The organism is Gillisia hiemivivida (assembly GCF_007997295.1).
Taxonomy (GTDB): Bacteria; Bacteroidota; Bacteroidia; order Flavobacteriales; family Flavobacteriaceae; genus Gillisia; species Gillisia hiemivivida.
The window spans coordinates 47,402-63,406 of sequence record NZ_VORY01000003.1 but is presented as its reverse complement, the minus strand read 5'-3'; the positions used below and the strand labels follow the sequence as shown (position 1 = coordinate 63,406).

Here is a 16,005-nt window from a genome sequence, read left to right as displayed (position 1 = left end):
TAGCATATAGGTTAAGACTATGCGCTCAACCAGAATAACAATTGTAAATATATAGATTACCGCACTTTGTTTTAGTAATTTTGCAACAAAATATTGAAGATGAACACATATACTATTAATATAGAGCCAACGTCTAATTCTGCGATCGTTAAATTTGAAACAAATCAGTTTTTAACAAGACATGAAAGTTTTGAATTTGGAAATATTGAAGAAGCTCAAAAATCGCCACTGGCACAGCAACTTTTTCATTTACCATTTGTAAAAACTGTTTTTATAGCTCAGAATTTTATAGCAATAGAAAAATACAATATCGTAGAATGGGCAGATGTTCAAGAAGCGGTTTCAGAGCAATTATTGGAGTATTTAAATAATGATGGAATCATATTAAAGGCTGAAGAGGACACCACTACGCCATCTAAAAAAGTGCCTGTAACTGTTTATGCTGAAACAACTCCTAATCCATCAGTAATGAGGTTTGTAGCGAACAAAAAATTAGTGATCGCTCCTACCGAGTTTAAAAATATAGATGCTACCGCCAATGCACCCATTGCACGTGAGTTATTTAATTTCCCTTTCGTAAAAGAAGTATTTATAGATGAAAATTATATTTCCATCAATAAGTACGATATCGCGAACTGGGATGAGATCGCAATGGAGTTACGTGAATTTATAACTAAGTACATTCAGGATGGAAAGGATATCGTTCTAAAAGAAACTCTTAAAACTGCAACTGAAGCAGAGAATGGTACAGAGCAAGCAAAGCCTTCTGTTTCAAATGAAAATCTAGATCCTGTTTCTAAACAAGTAATAGACATTTTAGAAGAATATATTAAACCAGCCGTTGCAAGTGATGGCGGAAATATAATGTTCGATTCTTATAATGAAGAAACCAAAACCGTAAAAGTAATCTTACAAGGTGCATGCAGTGGCTGCCCATCATCTACTGCCACCCTAAAGAATGGAATTGAAACCATGATGCGAGATATGCTTAAAGGCAAGGTAGAATATGTTGAAGCTGTAAACGGATAATATTTGTATCCAAAAGCAAGGGTCTTTCATTTAACAAAGCTTTATAAACTTGGCTTTCAATATTTTGTAACTTAGGTACTAATTATTAGTAACCAATTTAAAAAGAAATATTATGCCTGTAATTAAAGTGATTGAAATAATGGCAACCTCTAGTAGTGGTTGGGAAGATGCCGCAAAAAATGCAGTTGTACACGCAGCAAAAACTGTTAAAAACATTAAATCTGTTTATATAAAAGATCAGAGCGCACGCGTACAAGGTGAAAATTTAACCGAATATCGTGTCAACGTGAAAATCTCTTTTGAAGTGAGCTAAAGTTTGCTTCAGAAAAATAGTAGAGCTAATAACAAGTTATTTTAATTGTCTTTAAGACTGAAATACTTGCTATTAGCTTTATTTATTTCAAACAATTCTTTTATTTCATTATATTATTCTTTATGAAATCAGAAAAGCACACCAACTCCCTTATACAAGAAAGCAGTCCTTATCTTTTACAACACGCCCACAACCCTGTAAACTGGTATCCCTGGGGGTCTAATATCCTGGAGAAGGCCGTAGCAGACAATAAACTTATTATTATTAGTGTGGGTTATGCAGCTTGCCACTGGTGCCATGTAATGGAGCATGAGAGTTTTGAAGATGAAGACGTAGCAGAGATCATGAACTCCCATTATTATAATATAAAAGTAGACAGAGAAGAACGCCCAGACCTAGATATGGTATACATGAGTGCTGTACAAATAATGACAGGAAGCGGTGGTTGGCCAATGAATATTGTGGCTTTACCAGATGGGCGGCCAGTTTGGGGTGGTACTTATTTTAAGAAAGATACTTGGAAAAGCTCGCTATTACAAATTGCTAAACTTTATAAAGAGAATCCCGAAAAACTGCATGAATATGCCGATAAATTAAGTGAAGGGCTTAAAAGCATGCAACTAATACCAGAATCCTCTGCTTCAGAAAACGACATATCTCTTGATATTATTATAGAGAAATTAGAAAAAAACTTCGATTGGAAATATGGAGGAACTAAACAGGTTCCCAAGTTTGTAATCCCAGCTAACTTTGAGTTTTTACTTAAATATGCTCAACTATATAAGAAGGAAAATGTTGAAGAATTTGTAAAACTGAGTCTCACTAAAATTTCCTTTGGTGGAATTTACGACCATATAGAAGGAGGTTTTTCAAGATATTCTGTAGACGAAAAATGGCATATTCCGCATTTTGAGAAAATGTTGTACGATAATGCTCAAATGGTGAGTTTGTACAGTAAAGCTTATGCATTAACCAATATAGATTGGTATAGAGAAGTGGTGGAGCAAAGCTTGGAATTCATCAAGAACAATCTTACAACCAAAGAAGGCTCTTTTTACTCTTCGTTAGATGCAGACAGCATTAATAAAAAAGGGCAACTTAAAGAGGGAGCCTTTTATACCTGGGAAATAGATGAATTGAAAGAACTTTTAAATGAAGAGTTTCCCATTTTTAAAGAATACTATAATATTAATTCTTACGGAAAATGGGAAAACAATGAGTATGTTTTAATAAGAACCCAAGAAGATACTACTTTCTTAGAAGAACATAAATTAAATTCGGCTGAATTTAGAAAGATGAAAGACAATTGGTCTACCTCTCTTTCTTCAAAAAGAAATACTCGAGAAAAACCAAGATTAGACGATAAGCAATTAACCTCCTGGAACGCTTTAATGCTCTCCGGTTATGTGGATGCTTATAAGATTACCCATAATGAAGATTATTTAGCTATCGCGCTTAAAAACGCTTACTTTATCAAGAAGCACCTATATAAGACAGAAGGAAATCTTCAGCGCTCATTTAAGAATGGAGAAAGCTCTATTAATGGTTATTTGGAAGATTATGCGTTTTTAATTGAAGCTTGTATAAAACTATATGAAGTTACCTTCGATTTTAATTGGCTTACTTTCTCAAAAGACCTTATAGATTGTTGTATTCAAAATTTCCATGATCCAAAATCAGGCTTATTTTATTTTACATCTAAACAAGACCAACCACTTATTACCCGAAACTATGAACTTTCAGATAATGTGATCCCGGCTTCAAATTCTGTAATGGCTCAAAACCTATTCAAACTTTCTAAATATTTCGGGCAGAAAGATTTTCTGACTATTTCAGAAAAAATGCTAACTGCGGTGACACCTCAGCTTAAAGATTATCCACAAGGTTATTCCAATTGGCTTTCTTTAAAACTTAATTTCAGTCATAATTTTTATGACGTTGTAATTATGGGACCTAATGCAAAAGACTTATTAGCGAAACTCCACAAAGCGTATCTTCCAAATATTCTAATTGCAGGTTCAACTGTGGAGAGCAATAGTTCTCCGCTGTTCCAAAATCGATTTAAAGAAGGAGAAGATCTTATTTACGTTTGTACCAACGGAACCTGCCAGCTTCCTGTAAAAACAATAACTTCAGTATTAGAGTTAATAAAATAGATTTAACAATACTTAAACAGCAAAAATTATCAATCCCGCAATAAAAACCTTTTTTTTGCAAAAAAAATAAATTACATGGAATACTTAGACAATTGGGAAGCTTACGCTACAGAATATACCGATAAATTTATCGACTTTCTACCGAGTCTACTTTATGCCATATTCTTATTAGTCTTTGGATTATGGCTCATTAACATATTGGTGAAATATATACGCAAGTATTTTGATAAGAAAGATTACGACCCTACCCTAGAAAACTTTGCGGTTAGTATTACTAACTGGACATTAAAAATAATTTTATTTGTACTTGTAATCACCAAATTAGGAGTAGAAACCACTTCTTTAGTCGCAATTATTGGTGCCGCTGGTTTGGCGATAGGTTTAGCCTTGCAAGGATCGCTTTCTAACTTTGCTGGTGGAGTACTTATAATTGTACTCAAACCTTTTAAAGTTGGAGATTTTATTGAGGCTCAAGGTGTTTCAGGAACAGTAAAGGAAACTTCTTTATTCTATACAAAATTAACCACTTTTGGAAACCAATTGGCTATAATTCCCAACGGTCAACTTACTAACGATAATATTATAAATTACTCTGTTGAAGGAAAGAGAAAAGACTCCATTACTATTGGTATCTCTTACGATAGTGATATAAAGCAGGCTAAAGATATTCTGGTAAATCTTATGGCTGGACATGAGAAGATCTTTGAAGACCCAGCGCCACAAGTGGTTGTTGCCGAACTCGCAGATAGCGCTGTAAATCTATCATTACGTTTCTGGGCTTATAATGAAGATTTCTGGGATTGTCATTGGTACACCATTGAAGAGGCAAAAATAAGACTAGAAGCTGCAGGAGTTGGAATTCCGTTCCCCCAAAGAGATGTTCATTTCTATAATCATTCTGAAAACACTGAGGAAGAGAATAAAAAAGATAACAAGGAAGGTGATAAAGTAGAGAATAAGGAGGAGGAAAATAAAGAAGAAAATAAAGAAGAAAATAATAAGGAAGAGAACAATGAAAATAACTAGAAGTTAACCCATCATAAAATCTTTCAAATAGTAAGGTTCAAAATAAGCGACATCTTCAAAGTCGCTTTTTTTGTGCTTTATAGTTGCTAATGAAACCATCTGAGAGGACGAGGGCAATTTATCTTCAATATATCGCGCATTTGGATGTTCACAGATCTTTTTGAACTTCTCTACACCACTACCAATAAAATAAACTACTTGTTCATCTAGATATTCCTTATAAGATTCTGCATCTAGTATTTTAGCTGATGTATCTTCAATCTGATTTTTATCCTTATCAAATACGGCAGTATAAACTTCCATACGGCGAGCATCCATCATAGGAATAATAGTCCCCTTATTTTCAACTTGATTAGCCAAAGAGGTAAGGGTTGCTACAGAAATTAGTGGAAGGTCTAATGAAAAACACAATCCCTTAGCAGCAGAAACACCAATCCGTAAACCGGTATAAGATCCTGGACCTTTGCTTACTGCAATAGCATCCAGATCTGAGAGCTCCAGATCATTTTCAGCTAAGATTTCTTTTATAAAATTATGTAGCCTTTCCGCGTGGGAGTAGCTGGAATCATAATCTTCTTTTAATGCGAGCAACTTTCCGTTCACACCAATAGCAACAGAGCAATTGGTGGAAGCGGTTTCTATACAAAGTATGGTAGACACTTTTGTTTTATTTATTCTGTAGGTTTTTCCTCTTTTAGCAAAATTACATCATCTCCAGATTTTAAAGATTTTGTAACTGTGTTGTAAGGCCCGGTTATTACTATTTCTCCTGGTTTTAAACCTGAAACAATTTCGATATTTCTATCGTCTTGGATCCCAGTCTTAACAACTCGCAATTTAGCCTTCTCCCCGTCCTTTACAAAGACAGTTTCAAATTTTTGATCCTTATTCACTATAGCTTCATCTTTCTTTCCTGAAGATTTCGTGGTAGTAGTATCATTTTTAATAACAATGGCACTAATTGGCACTCCAATAACATTGCTTTTTCTTCTGGTAATAATATCTACTGTAGCAGTCATTCCCGGTCTAAAAGGTGAATAATTTTCCTTTTTCCCTTCTAAAAGATCCTGGTAAGAAGATTCTAATATTCTAACCTTTACTTTAAAGTTTGTAACCTGATCTGCAGTTAAACCTTGGATTGCAGAATTAGAAATTTCTGTTACCACTCCCTTAAATTCTCTTTTTAAGTAAGCATCTACTTCAACCTTAGTGCTATCTCCAACAGAAACCTTTACAATATCGTTCTCATTTACATCTACCTCTACTTCCATTTTGGAAAGATTGGCAACACGCATAATTTCGGTACCTGCCATTTGTTGAGTTCCAACAACTCGTTCCCCTAATTCTACATCCAACTTAGAGATAGTTCCACGCATTGGTGCATATATAGTTGTTCTCGCTAAGTTATCTGTAGCTTCAGTAACTGTAGCTGCAGCACTTTGCATGCTATAATAACTTGCGGTTTTCATAGCCTGAGAACGTTCGTAAGCTGCTACAATTTGATCCCACTCTGCTTTGGAAATTACTCCTTTATCAAATAAGGTCTTATTTCTATCGTAATTGGATTTAGCTTCTTTTAAACTAGCTTCAGATTGCGCATAATTCGCTTTTACATTCTGAAGTCCCGCTCTAGATCGTTGCAAGTTAGACTGATAAATATCTGGGTTAACTCGAGCTAATAGATCTCCTTTTTCTACCATTTGTCCTTCAACAATTGGAAGATCAATAATTTCTCCAGATACTTCAGAAGAAAGCTTTACTTCGATCTCAGGCTGAATTTTTCCAGTAGCTGAAACAGTTTCAATTATTTCCAAAGGTTCGATCTTGGTGATCTCCACTTCTTTAAAGTTTCCTGAAGCACCAAACCAACCGGCTTTTTTACCTACTACAAGGACAACTATTAATAAAACTGCTATTACACCAATAATAATAAGTGTTTTTTTCTTCATGATTTAAAATTTAAGATCGGTTACCGGGATTCCAAAATATAACTCGATCACCTTTAATTTAAATATATAATCGTACTTAGTTCTTAACAATTCTGTTTGTGAATTTTCTAATCTCACCTTAGACTGACTAAAATCGAAAGCATTGGTCAATCCAACATCAAAACGTTCTGTTGCATAAAGATAAGCCTGCTCTTGTGCAGACAATGCCACTAGTGCAGCTTCGTATGCTTCTAAAGCTCCCTGTGCATCTACATAGGCCTGATACACATCTGCTTCCAGATCCAGCTCTACCTGTTCCAAGCGATACTCTGCTCTTTCTACATTGATCAAGTTTCGCTTTACCTGATTTCTAGTTGCAAAACCATTTAAAATTGGGATATTTATTTGAAGTCCATAAGAAGTTCCATCGTTCTCATATAATTGTCGCGTAAAATCCCTGTCAAAGTTATCATTATCTGCGTAACGTGTATTGTAGTTATAAAAGGCAGACAAAGTTGGATAATATGCTCCTCTTGCTATTTGTACATCTTTTTCAGCTAACAGTTTTTGCTCTTCAGCAATCCTGATTTCGTAACGCTCTTCTTTCGCTTTTTCTATAAGCTGATAAGGCGAATTTGCTAATATTTCATTTCCTAAAACTTCATAATCTTTTTCAACTATATCAAAATTCTCATAATCCTTGATAAGCAGTAATTGGGCAAGGCTAATTAATGAAATTTGAATATTGTTCTTAGCTACGATGATTCGTTGAAGTTCGTTAGCAGCGGTCGCTTGAATCTCTAAAAGATCTCCTTTTGGCAAAACACCTGCCTCTACCAGATCTTGAGTCCTGTTTAGCTGATTTTGTGTGATTGTATTTTGAGATTTTAGAATCTCTAAATTTTGTTTATTGAATAAAACCTGTAAATAGGAGTTAGCAACAAATAATGCAATATCATCCTTCATTTGCTCTAAAGAATACTGGCTTGCAAGTCTAGAGATCTTTGCGCGTTCTAGTTGTCTTAAATTCCGCAAACCATCAAATAAAGTTAATCCAGAAGTTAAACCCGCAGAAAATGATGTAAAACGGGTATTTTCAAATTGATTGTTTGTAGGATTTATACTCAAACCTCCATTGCTGGATAAGGAACCACGTCCATTCAAAGTAGGAATAAAATTTCCAATAGCATCTAAACGTTCGATTTCGGCAGACTCAACATCTAAAGCCGACTGCTTAATAGATATATTGTTTTCTAAAGCATATACTACGCATTCTTGCAAGGTCCACTTTTTAGTTTGCGCAGTTACCCCTGCGGAAATTAAAAATAGGCATGCCAGTAAAATTGATTTTTTCATAATTAAGATTGTGAAGGATTGGTCTAAGTAATTAGGAAGTTGTTACACAAAAATTGAAACTAGTTATTGTTCATGGCCTGAATCGGTTTGATCTGATTCCAAACCTTGATCTTATCGCCTTCTGAAATTCCGCTTAAAACCTGAACATAGATTCCATCACTCACTCCCAGTTCGATATCTTTCTTTGTAAATTCCTGATCGCCGGTCATTACTTCTACATATGGATTTTGGGTCTTTGGATCAAATTGCACTAAGGCCTCTTTGATAGCCAAGGCATCAACTACTTTTGCAAGAATAATAGAGGCATTTGCACTAAGACCAGCTCTAATAAATGTAGTATCAGCCTTATTTAAAGTTCCCTTTATATTAAATTGAATTGCTCCGTTCTCACTGATTCCTTTTGGTGCGATATAATCTAAAATTGCATCAAATTTTTTGTTCTCTATAGCTCCCACAGTGATTTCCAACGGAAGGTTTTCCTTGATCTTACCAACTTCACTCTCATCTACTTTTCCTTCAAAGATCATATTATTCACATCTGCCAACGTAGCCAAAGTGGTTCCATCATTAAAGTTATTGCTCTCAATAACCTGATTTCCTTCTTTTACTGGAACATCTAACACCATTCCATCTATCGTAGATCGTATAAGGGTGTTTGCTGAACTTCCAAGCCCACTAGTGGTTCCTGTTTTGATAATTTCATAATTCTGTTGGGCAGATTTATAATTCTGAAGCGACCTTTGATAAGCAACTTGTGCGTTATCCCAATCATTTGCAGAGATCACCCCTTTATCGAAAAGTGATTTTTGACGATCGTATAGTTTTTTTTCAGTATCTAAATTGATCTTAGCAGTTGCAACTGCATCCTTTCCACTTTGCAAAGAAGACACATTAGGAATCACCCTGATTTTTGCGATAAGATCACCAGATTTTATAGCATCTCCGGCTTCAATATAGATCTCGTCTATGATTCCAGAGATATTTGGTTTTATTAGCACCTCTTCCCTTGGAACGATGCTTCCCGTGGCTACAGTTTTCTTTACAATATCTTGCTTGCTTGGAGTCTCGGTTTCATAAACTATCGGATCTTCCTGATTTTTTTGAAATAAATAATACAAAGCACCAACGAATGAGATCGCGATAACTATTAGAATTATTACTGTAACTACTTTTTTCATTTTAAAATGGTATTAATCAATTTGTTGTTATTCTGTTCTTAAGGCATCTACGGGCTGGATCTTAATAGCATTTTGGGCTGGAATTAATCCTGCCAAAAGTCCAGATATTATTAAAATACTCAGTGCAATAATTACTACACCAAGATCTACACTTGGATTTGCAAACATCATTTCTGAAGTATCTACGCCATCCAACTGCATATTCACCAGCGCAATTACCCCAGTTGCCAAAGCTATTCCAGACATCCCGGAAATAATGGTTAGAAAGATAGATTCCATTAGAATTTGACCTCTAATATCCCAAGGCGTTGCACCTAAAGCCCTACGTACCCCAATTTCATTTGTGCGTTCTTTTACAACGATAAGCATGATATTCGAAATCCCTATAATTCCAGATAATAAGACCAGGATCCCTACAAAATATGCCACAGCTTTTAAGGCTATGAACAAGCCATTGATCTTGCTGAATTCCTGAAAAAGATCAAAATTCCCAATAGCCCTGTCATCTTCTGGGTGAATAGTATGCCTGGATTTTATAACATCGAAGATTTGGGTTTTTAGATCGGTAATTGAGGAGCCGTCTTCAGCAGTTATAGACATCCAGCCTACGGTATCGCCCATATTAAATGCTTGAGAAAAAGCGGTGAATGGGACATAGATCTGTTTTTGGTTCTCTTCTGGGTTTCCATTGTTTCCCTTCTTTTTGTAGGTACCAATCACCATAAAATTCACGCCGTTTATCTTTATATAGGATCCAATAACTTCTTCCCCGGGATCATACATGTCATTAATCACTCCAGCCCCAAGAATTGCTACTTTTCTATTTTGTTCGATATCGGAATAGTTCACAAACCTTCCAGATGTAATATCCATAGGTTCTTGCTTAATAACTTCCGGATAATCGCCATAGACATTAAAGGCTCCACTTTTAAGTCCACGCACTACATTGTTTGCTCCACCAAAACCACCTAATTGATTTCTGGGAGAAACATATTTTAGATTAGGTACGTTTTGCTTTATTGCAGCTACATCACTAATTTTAAAATTATATCGCCTTCCTTTTGGTAAGCCCTTATAAGGTTTGGCAGGCGTTTGCGCCCACATAAACATGGAATTGGTTGCGATACCCCCAAAGCCTTGCTTAACGCCATTCTCCAATCCTTTTCCTGCAGCAAGCAGAATAACTAATATGAAGATGCCCCATAATACCCCAAATGAAGTTAGAATTGTTCTAAACCAGTTAGAAGTTAATGATTCTATTATTTCGCTCCACTTATCTTTACTAAACATATTATTCGTCTCTTAAAGCGATTATTGGTTTAATTCTGGCGGCTCTCCAAGCGGGGAAAAATCCTGCAATAGCTCCCGCCAACACCAAAATAAATACGGTGGTTAATGCAACATTAAAATCTACAGATGGATTTGCAATATATTCGGTTTCTATAAGGGGCCCCACAAACTCCAGAAGGGCTAAACTGAAAATGAGTCCAATAAAACCTGAAATAGTTGTAACAAAAATAGATTCATGAAGGATCATCCCTATAATACTAAGCGGTTGTGCACCCAAGGCTTTTCTAATCCCAATTTCTTTGGTACGCTCTTTAACTATGATTAGCATAATATTACTTACCCCTACGATTCCCGCTATAATAGTACAGATCCCAACTCCCCAGAAAAACATCTCGATCATCTTATTAAGGTCATAGAATCTTTTAGTATTCTCTAAGCTGTTATTTATAGTGATTGCACGATTATCATCTGGCGCAACAGAGTGTTTTTCTTTTAAATAAGCACCCAATTCTTCAGAAAATTTTTCTGACTCTGCTAATGCTTGTTCAAAATTATCTCTTTGTGGAAGAGTAAAAGCAAGCCTTCTTAAATCATTCCCTCCATTAAATACCATTTGTGCAGTGGAGATAGGTAGAAACACAACTGACTCATCCCGTTCTCCTCCTGGATCTGAGAACACTCCAATAACTTTAAAATTAATATCGGAGATCTGCACATATTTACCAATTACATCTTCCCCATTCTTAAACAAATCGTTCTTCACTTTATTCCCGAGAACCACCACTTTTTCCACATTATCAATATCCCTATAATTTAAAAATCGCCCTTGGGTCATTTTAGCGTTTTCCAGAAATTGGAGATCTGGCCAAACCCCTTCTACCCTATAATTTCCAGACTCTTTCTTATAATTTATAAGTCCACTCCAGATTCTAAAAACAGAAGATTTATATTCTAGCTGATCATTGTATTTATTTACGGTTTGTGTATAATCATCATTCTTTAAGGTAATTTGTCTCCCCGGATTCAATCCTTTATACTCTTTGGAAGTTACATTGGTCCAAACAGATAACATATTAGAGGCGTCTTGTTCGAATTCCTTCGCGATTCCATTTTGCATTCCTTGCCCAATTCCCAAAAGAATTACCAATATAAAGATTCCCGATGCTACAGAAAGCCCGGTTAAAAACGTACGCAATTTGTTCTTGCTTATCGTTTCAAAAATCTCTTGCCATCTTTCCAGATCAAACATTGCTTAACGCTCTTACTTGGTTCACTTTAGAATCGTCTATAATTACCCCATCTTTTAAGTTTACAATTCTTTTCGTCATTTCTGCAATATCATGCTCATGAGTAACAATTAGAATTGTTCTTCCTTCCTCGTTTATTCCCTGAATTAAATCCATTACTTCGTAAGAAGTCTTGGTGTCTAAGGCTCCGGTAGGCTCATCTGCCAATAAGACTTTTGGATTAGAGGCCAATGCTCTGGCAATTGCCACACGCTGTTTTTGTCCCCCAGAAAGTTCGTTTGGTAAGTGTCCCGCCCAATCTGCCAGACCAACTTTTTCCAGATAGCTCATGGCAATTTCTACGCGCTCCTTATGCTTTATTCCTTGATAATACAATGGTAAACCCACGTTATCTAAGGCGTTTTTGTAAGATATAAGATTGAAAGATTGAAATATAAAGCCAAGAAATTTATTGCGGTATTGCGCTGCGATCTTCTCATTCAAATTCTTAATAGGAAGTCCATCCAAAGTATAAGAACCCTCATCGGCTTCATCTAGCATTCCCAGAATATTAAGAAGTGTAGATTTACCAGAACCAGAAGAACCCATGATAGAAACTAATTCGCCTTCAGCAACGCTAAAATTTATTCCTTTGAGGACATGGAGAGAATTGGTCCCCATCTTATAAGATTTGTGCAAATTTTTAATTTCGATCATACTTCTAAAATTAGAAATACCCGACCAAGATTATAGGTGCTTAATTCAGGTATAAGCATAAGACCTAAACAAGAAGAATTTGTTACAGTCCTATATGTTATGAAACTGTTAAAATTTAACTGGATATTAAGAAGTTACTCGGTAGTCTTTTTATTCCGAAGCGTTCTATAGATAAAAAAACCTATACCTCCAATGAGGATATATGGGAAGATCATTAAATAAACGATTCCATCATTTATCCCTTTAGCAGCAGCTTCAGAGCCTTCACTTTCTAATACTGCTCTACACATTGCACACTGTGCTTCAGCCAACGATGGCATTAAAGCAAATAAAAATAACACAATGATCAATTTAATTTTCATTTTGATTCTTTCAAAATTAATGCAATAAATATCAATTATAAATTTAATTAAAATTAATAATATGGCCACATAAAAACATACACTAAAACTCCGGTTACTGAAACATATAACCAAATTGGAAATGTCCAACGTGCAATTTTAGCATGCTTGGTATATTGAACACTAAGCCCTCTATACATAGTAAATAACACTAAAGGAACTATTATTGCCGAAAGTATAATATGTGTTATCAGAATAAAGAAATAGATATAACGTAACACACCTTCTCCCCCATATGGTACAGGCTCGTTACTGATCTTTGAGATCACATAGCTTACAAGGAATACCGAGGATAGTACAAATGCCATGATCATTACATTTCTATGCCATTTGTATTCTTTAATGCTCATAAAAAAATAACCAATGGTTAGCAATAATGCAGTGCTACCATTTAAAACAGCATGAAAAAATGGAAAGGTTCCAGATTGTGTTCCAAAAATATTATAACGTTCTGGTAAATACATTAAAATGATAACTACGATAGGAATGAGGATTGAAAGCGCAATGATTATTGGAATCGCAATTTTATCGGTCTTTGTATTTCCCATTATAATAGTTTTCTAAGATCTTCTATTAATATGTCTATTTGTGGTTCTTCTTCTCCTTCCAAAACAGATACTCCGCGCTCTATAGAACCTTTGTAATAGATAATAGGGTTTCCATAATTATCTAAACGAGAACGTACGTAACCTTCTCTATCTATCAAAGCAAATAAGCCGGAATGAGCAAAGCCTCCAGGTACAGTTTCATCTGTATTTGCGAAAATCCCAAAACCTTTATTTGCCAATGTGTAAATGTCCTCTTTATCTCCAGTTAGAAAATTCCAGTTAGGATTATCTATTTCATAATTTTCAGCATACTCTTTAAGCACTTCTGGAGTATCATGGACTGGATCTATAGAAATAGAAACTATTCCAAAATCCTCATTTTTACCCAATTCTTTTTCTACTTCTACTAAATTCTTATTCATGATAGGGCAAATAGAAGGGCAGGTTGTAAAGAAGAATTCTACAACATACACTTTTCCCAAATAATCTTTATTGGAGATGGTATCTCCATTTTGATTTACAAATTGAAAATCGGGGACTTTTTTATTTTCTCCATATAATTCTATATAGGAAAGTTCGTCTGACTTAGGGAGCTCTCTCCCAATGTTCAATCGATCATTTTTTACAACCTCATCATTAGTGATCCTATCTATTATTTTCGGAATAAAAATAATCCCGAAAACTAATATTACTAAGGATATACCTATATAAGATTTGCTATTCATTACTTCGTATTTAATTTGGAGTTGTATTTTTTTAAGGCTAATCTGTATTCTGCTAAGATCACTTTAATATCATCATTCATCTTATTTCCAAGTTCTGATACAGATCTAGAATCATATCCATAAAGCAACCCCTCATTATCATCATCATCTCGTCCTCTCAAATTAGAATCCTTATCTATTATGAACACGTAGGGTGTTTGCAGATTAGAATCTAGTTCTAAATTAGTTTTAAAACTTTTAAAAACGTCTTTGATCTCCTCCGGCTCGGCATAAACGAAACTCCAATAAGAGGAATTGGTAATATTATTAAATTCAGACACGAACTGCTGCGCTTGTGGCTTAGCTTCTTTTGGAAGAATGATCACAAATTGAAAATCATCGAATTCGTAAAATTTTTCCAGGATCTTCTTATCTAGATTAAAAGTGTTCCCTTTTAATGCCGCTAGATCATTTCCAAAGAAAGCCACTATGCTAATCTTGTTTTGAAAACTTACTATAGAATCTCGATTATTCTCTAAATCTCTTATGTCTTCTACCTTCTCTGTAAGCACAGGAAGTTTAGCGAAATTATTTATTCCAGAAGAAAAGAATAAATAGGCAAGTATAGGTAGTAAGAATAAAACGCCAAGTACTAAAAATTTCTTCATAAATCCGTGTTGTTACGGGTTACAAAAATAAAAAGACGGTTTTAAATAACCGTCTTTTCTTATGCTTTTAACTTATAATGAGATATTAAAAATCCCATGCCACATGATTGCTCTCAAAAACATCGTAGATATAATCTCCTTCAGTCAATAAAATGAACATCAAGTAACTTATTAAAAAGATCGCGGACCAAACAACTGCACGACGTAGTCCCTTTGATTCTCCTTCTAGGTGCATAAATGCCCAAGCAATATAATATGCCTTGTAAATAGTAAGAATTATAAAGATCCAGTTGAGAAGACTCATCGCAAGAAATTTCGTGTCAACTAAAAATTCAGGTTTAACAATCCCAAGGAACACCTCTACTATTGTAACAACAGAAAGTAAGGCAAAAACGAACCAAATTCCTTTGGTATTGGATTCGTGGTGATGTGTAGTACTATGTGCCATTTTTATTTATTTCAGAATTAAACTAGGTAGAAGAATGTAAATACAAATACCCAAACTAAATCTACAAAGTGCCAGTATAAACCAACCTTTTCAACCATTTCATAATTTCCTCTGCGCTCGTAAGTTCCCAAGATCACGTTGAAAAAGATTATGATGTTTATTATAACTCCAGATAAAACGTGGAATCCGTGAAACCCTGTTATAAAAAAGAAGAAATCTGCAAATAAAGGCGGACCATATTCATTCTCAGTAAGATTGGCTCCTTCAACCACGCCGACAGCTTCAGCATTTAATTTACTAAGCGATTCTTCTCTAGAAAGAATAGTTTTTTGGCCATTCTCATCGACCATTTGAGTTCTAACAAGAATATTTTCATTGGCTTCAAAACCAGCTTTCACTTCTTCAATAGTGTATTCAGATATGCTTTCATTTTCAGAAAACCAGATCCCATTATTTCGTTGATTAGCTACTCTGGTAACAGGCAACTCAGCTACAAAACCTTCAATTGCAACGCGTTCTCCTTCTAAATCAACAAACTGAAGAACATTTCCTCCCCTTGTAGTTACTGCACCATATTCCCCTTGTATAAAATTCTTCCATTCCCATGCCTGTGAACCTACGAAGATCGCTCCACCAATAATGGTTAAGAACATATACAAAGTTACTTTTCCTTTATTCATATGATGACCAGCATCTACTGCCAATACCATAGTTACAGAGGAGAATATAAGAATGAACGTCATAAATGCCACGTAGTACATAGGAGCATCTACTCCATGTAAAAACGGAAAGTGATTAAACACTTCATCGGCAATTGGCCAAGAATCTATGTATTTAAATCTTGAAAAACCGTAAGCAGCTAAGAATCCTGAAAATGTTAGTGCATCAGAGACGATGAAGAACCACATCATCAATTTACCGTAACTAGCCTTTAATGGCTCATTTCCACCGCCCCAAGTTTTACCTTCGGTGCCTGTTCTAATAACAGTAGCTTCCATATGAAGAATTTGATTTTAT

General features: G+C 35.1%; 17 protein-coding genes. 4 read left to right on the top strand and 13 right to left on the bottom strand.

Annotation, left to right across the window (positions count from 1 at the left end; all coding sequences use genetic code 11):
- The first annotated feature begins 99 nt into the window (after window positions 1-99).
- The 4 genes from ES724_RS04365 (at window position 100) to ES724_RS04350 (ending at window position 4,524) form a co-directional block, all read left to right on the top strand.
- Window positions 100-1,029 carry a NifU family protein gene (locus ES724_RS04365; protein ID WP_146930080.1) on the top strand — a complete coding sequence of 310 codons (930 nt, stop codon included), beginning with the start codon at window positions 100-102 and terminating at the stop codon, window positions 1,027-1,029.
- 112 nt (window positions 1,030-1,141) lie between these two features.
- A complete protein-coding gene (locus tag ES724_RS04360) occupies window positions 1,142-1,342 on the top strand; it encodes a dodecin family protein (protein ID WP_026837473.1) in 201 nt (66 codons plus the stop codon).
- Between the two features lie 122 nt (window positions 1,343-1,464).
- Entirely contained in the window at window positions 1,465-3,498 is a 2,034-nt protein-coding gene (locus ES724_RS04355; protein WP_146930077.1) for a thioredoxin domain-containing protein, read from the top strand.
- A 75-nt stretch (window positions 3,499-3,573) separates the two neighbouring features.
- Window positions 3,574-4,524, top strand: a complete 951-nt coding sequence (locus ES724_RS04350) for a mechanosensitive ion channel family protein (protein ID WP_146930074.1) — start codon at window positions 3,574-3,576, stop codon at window positions 4,522-4,524.
- 3 nt (window positions 4,525-4,527) lie between these two features.
- On the opposite strand, the gene tsaB is transcribed toward ES724_RS04350, so the two are convergent.
- From tsaB to ES724_RS04285, 13 genes are all read right to left on the bottom strand, one after another.
- Window positions 4,528-5,184: a tRNA (adenosine(37)-N6)-threonylcarbamoyltransferase complex dimerization subunit type 1 TsaB gene (gene tsaB, locus ES724_RS04345; protein WP_146930071.1), complete on the bottom strand. Its 657-nt coding sequence runs from the start codon at window positions 5,182-5,184 to the stop codon at window positions 4,528-4,530.
- Window positions 5,185-5,195: 11 nt separating this feature from the next.
- On the bottom strand, window positions 5,196-6,473 hold the full coding sequence (locus tag ES724_RS04340) for an efflux RND transporter periplasmic adaptor subunit (protein WP_146930069.1): 1,278 nt from the start codon (window positions 6,471-6,473) through the stop codon (window positions 5,196-5,198).
- Window positions 6,474-6,476: 3 nt separating this feature from the next.
- Window positions 6,477-7,808 carry a TolC family protein gene (locus ES724_RS04335; protein ID WP_146930066.1) on the bottom strand — a complete coding sequence of 444 codons (1,332 nt, stop codon included), beginning with the start codon at window positions 7,806-7,808 and terminating at the stop codon, window positions 6,477-6,479.
- A 59-nt stretch (window positions 7,809-7,867) separates the two neighbouring features.
- A complete protein-coding gene (locus ES724_RS04330; protein WP_146930063.1) occupies window positions 7,868-8,986 on the bottom strand; it encodes an efflux RND transporter periplasmic adaptor subunit in 1,119 nt (372 codons plus the stop codon).
- 27 nt (window positions 8,987-9,013) lie between these two features.
- Complete coding sequence (locus tag ES724_RS04325; RefSeq protein ID WP_146930060.1) at window positions 9,014-10,276, bottom strand: ABC transporter permease; 1,263 nt, start codon at window positions 10,274-10,276, stop codon at window positions 9,014-9,016.
- A 1-nt stretch (window position 10,277) separates the two neighbouring features.
- Entirely contained in the window at window positions 10,278-11,525 is a 1,248-nt protein-coding gene (locus ES724_RS04320; protein ID WP_146930057.1) for an ABC transporter permease, read from the bottom strand.
- Window positions 11,518-12,219, bottom strand: a complete 702-nt coding sequence (locus ES724_RS04315; RefSeq protein WP_146930054.1) for an ABC transporter ATP-binding protein — start codon at window positions 12,217-12,219, stop codon at window positions 11,518-11,520. Before ES724_RS04315 ends, ES724_RS04320 begins: the two co-directional genes overlap by 8 nt.
- 134 nt (window positions 12,220-12,353) lie before the next feature.
- Entirely contained in the window at window positions 12,354-12,581 is a 228-nt protein-coding gene (locus tag ES724_RS04310) for a hypothetical protein (RefSeq protein ID WP_146930052.1), read from the bottom strand.
- A 53-nt stretch (window positions 12,582-12,634) separates the two neighbouring features.
- The gene (locus tag ES724_RS04305) at window positions 12,635-13,168 is read right to left on the bottom strand and encodes a DUF420 domain-containing protein (protein WP_146930049.1); all 534 of its coding nucleotides are present in this window, start codon (window positions 13,166-13,168) and stop codon (window positions 12,635-12,637) included.
- Window positions 13,168-13,893: an SCO family protein gene (locus ES724_RS04300; protein ID WP_146930046.1), complete on the bottom strand. Its 726-nt coding sequence runs from the start codon at window positions 13,891-13,893 to the stop codon at window positions 13,168-13,170. Before ES724_RS04300 ends, ES724_RS04305 begins: the two co-directional genes overlap by 1 nt.
- Entirely contained in the window at window positions 13,893-14,540 is a 648-nt protein-coding gene (locus ES724_RS04295; protein ID WP_146930043.1) for a hypothetical protein, read from the bottom strand. The genes ES724_RS04300 and ES724_RS04295 overlap by 1 nt, the downstream gene beginning before the upstream one ends.
- 85 nt (window positions 14,541-14,625) lie before the next feature.
- A complete protein-coding gene (locus ES724_RS04290) occupies window positions 14,626-14,988 on the bottom strand; it encodes a cytochrome C oxidase subunit IV family protein (protein WP_146930040.1) in 363 nt (120 codons plus the stop codon).
- A 17-nt stretch (window positions 14,989-15,005) separates the two neighbouring features.
- Window positions 15,006-15,986, bottom strand: coding sequence for a cytochrome c oxidase subunit 3 (locus ES724_RS04285; protein WP_026837459.1), 981 nt, complete (start codon window positions 15,984-15,986; stop codon window positions 15,006-15,008).
- Between the last annotated feature and the right edge of the window lie 19 nt (window positions 15,987-16,005).

Coding starts and splice junctions, on each gene's coding strand:
- ES724_RS04295 (WP_146930043.1), bottom strand. CDS start 14,540: ATGAAGAAATTTTTAGTACTTGGCGTTTTATTCTTACTACCTATACTT.
- ES724_RS04325 (WP_146930060.1), bottom strand. CDS start 10,276: ATGTTTAGTAAAGATAAGTGGAGCGAAATAATAGAATCATTAACTTCT.
- ES724_RS04350 (WP_146930074.1), top strand. CDS start 3,574: ATGGAATACTTAGACAATTGGGAAGCTTACGCTACAGAATATACCGAT.
- ES724_RS04355 (WP_146930077.1), top strand. CDS start 1,465: ATGAAATCAGAAAAGCACACCAACTCCCTTATACAAGAAAGCAGTCCT.
- ES724_RS04365 (WP_146930080.1), top strand. CDS start 100: ATGAACACATATACTATTAATATAGAGCCAACGTCTAATTCTGCGATC.
- ES724_RS04320 (WP_146930057.1), bottom strand. CDS start 11,525: ATGTTTGATCTGGAAAGATGGCAAGAGATTTTTGAAACGATAAGCAAG.
- ES724_RS04300 (WP_146930046.1), bottom strand. CDS start 13,893: ATGAATAGCAAATCTTATATAGGTATATCCTTAGTAATATTAGTTTTC.
- ES724_RS04315 (WP_146930054.1), bottom strand. CDS start 12,219: ATGATCGAAATTAAAAATTTGCACAAATCTTATAAGATGGGGACCAAT.
- ES724_RS04360 (WP_026837473.1), top strand. CDS start 1,142: ATGCCTGTAATTAAAGTGATTGAAATAATGGCAACCTCTAGTAGTGGT.
- ES724_RS04305 (WP_146930049.1), bottom strand. CDS start 13,168: ATGGGAAATACAAAGACCGATAAAATTGCGATTCCAATAATCATTGCG.
- ES724_RS04310 (WP_146930052.1), bottom strand. CDS start 12,581: ATGAAAATTAAATTGATCATTGTGTTATTTTTATTTGCTTTAATGCCA.
- ES724_RS04340 (WP_146930069.1), bottom strand. CDS start 6,473: ATGAAGAAAAAAACACTTATTATTATTGGTGTAATAGCAGTTTTATTA.
- ES724_RS04335 (WP_146930066.1), bottom strand. CDS start 7,808: ATGAAAAAATCAATTTTACTGGCATGCCTATTTTTAATTTCCGCAGGG.
- ES724_RS04330 (WP_146930063.1), bottom strand. CDS start 8,986: ATGAAAAAAGTAGTTACAGTAATAATTCTAATAGTTATCGCGATCTCA.
- ES724_RS04285 (WP_026837459.1), bottom strand. CDS start 15,986: ATGGAAGCTACTGTTATTAGAACAGGCACCGAAGGTAAAACTTGGGGC.
- ES724_RS04290 (WP_146930040.1), bottom strand. CDS start 14,988: ATGGCACATAGTACTACACATCACCACGAATCCAATACCAAAGGAATT.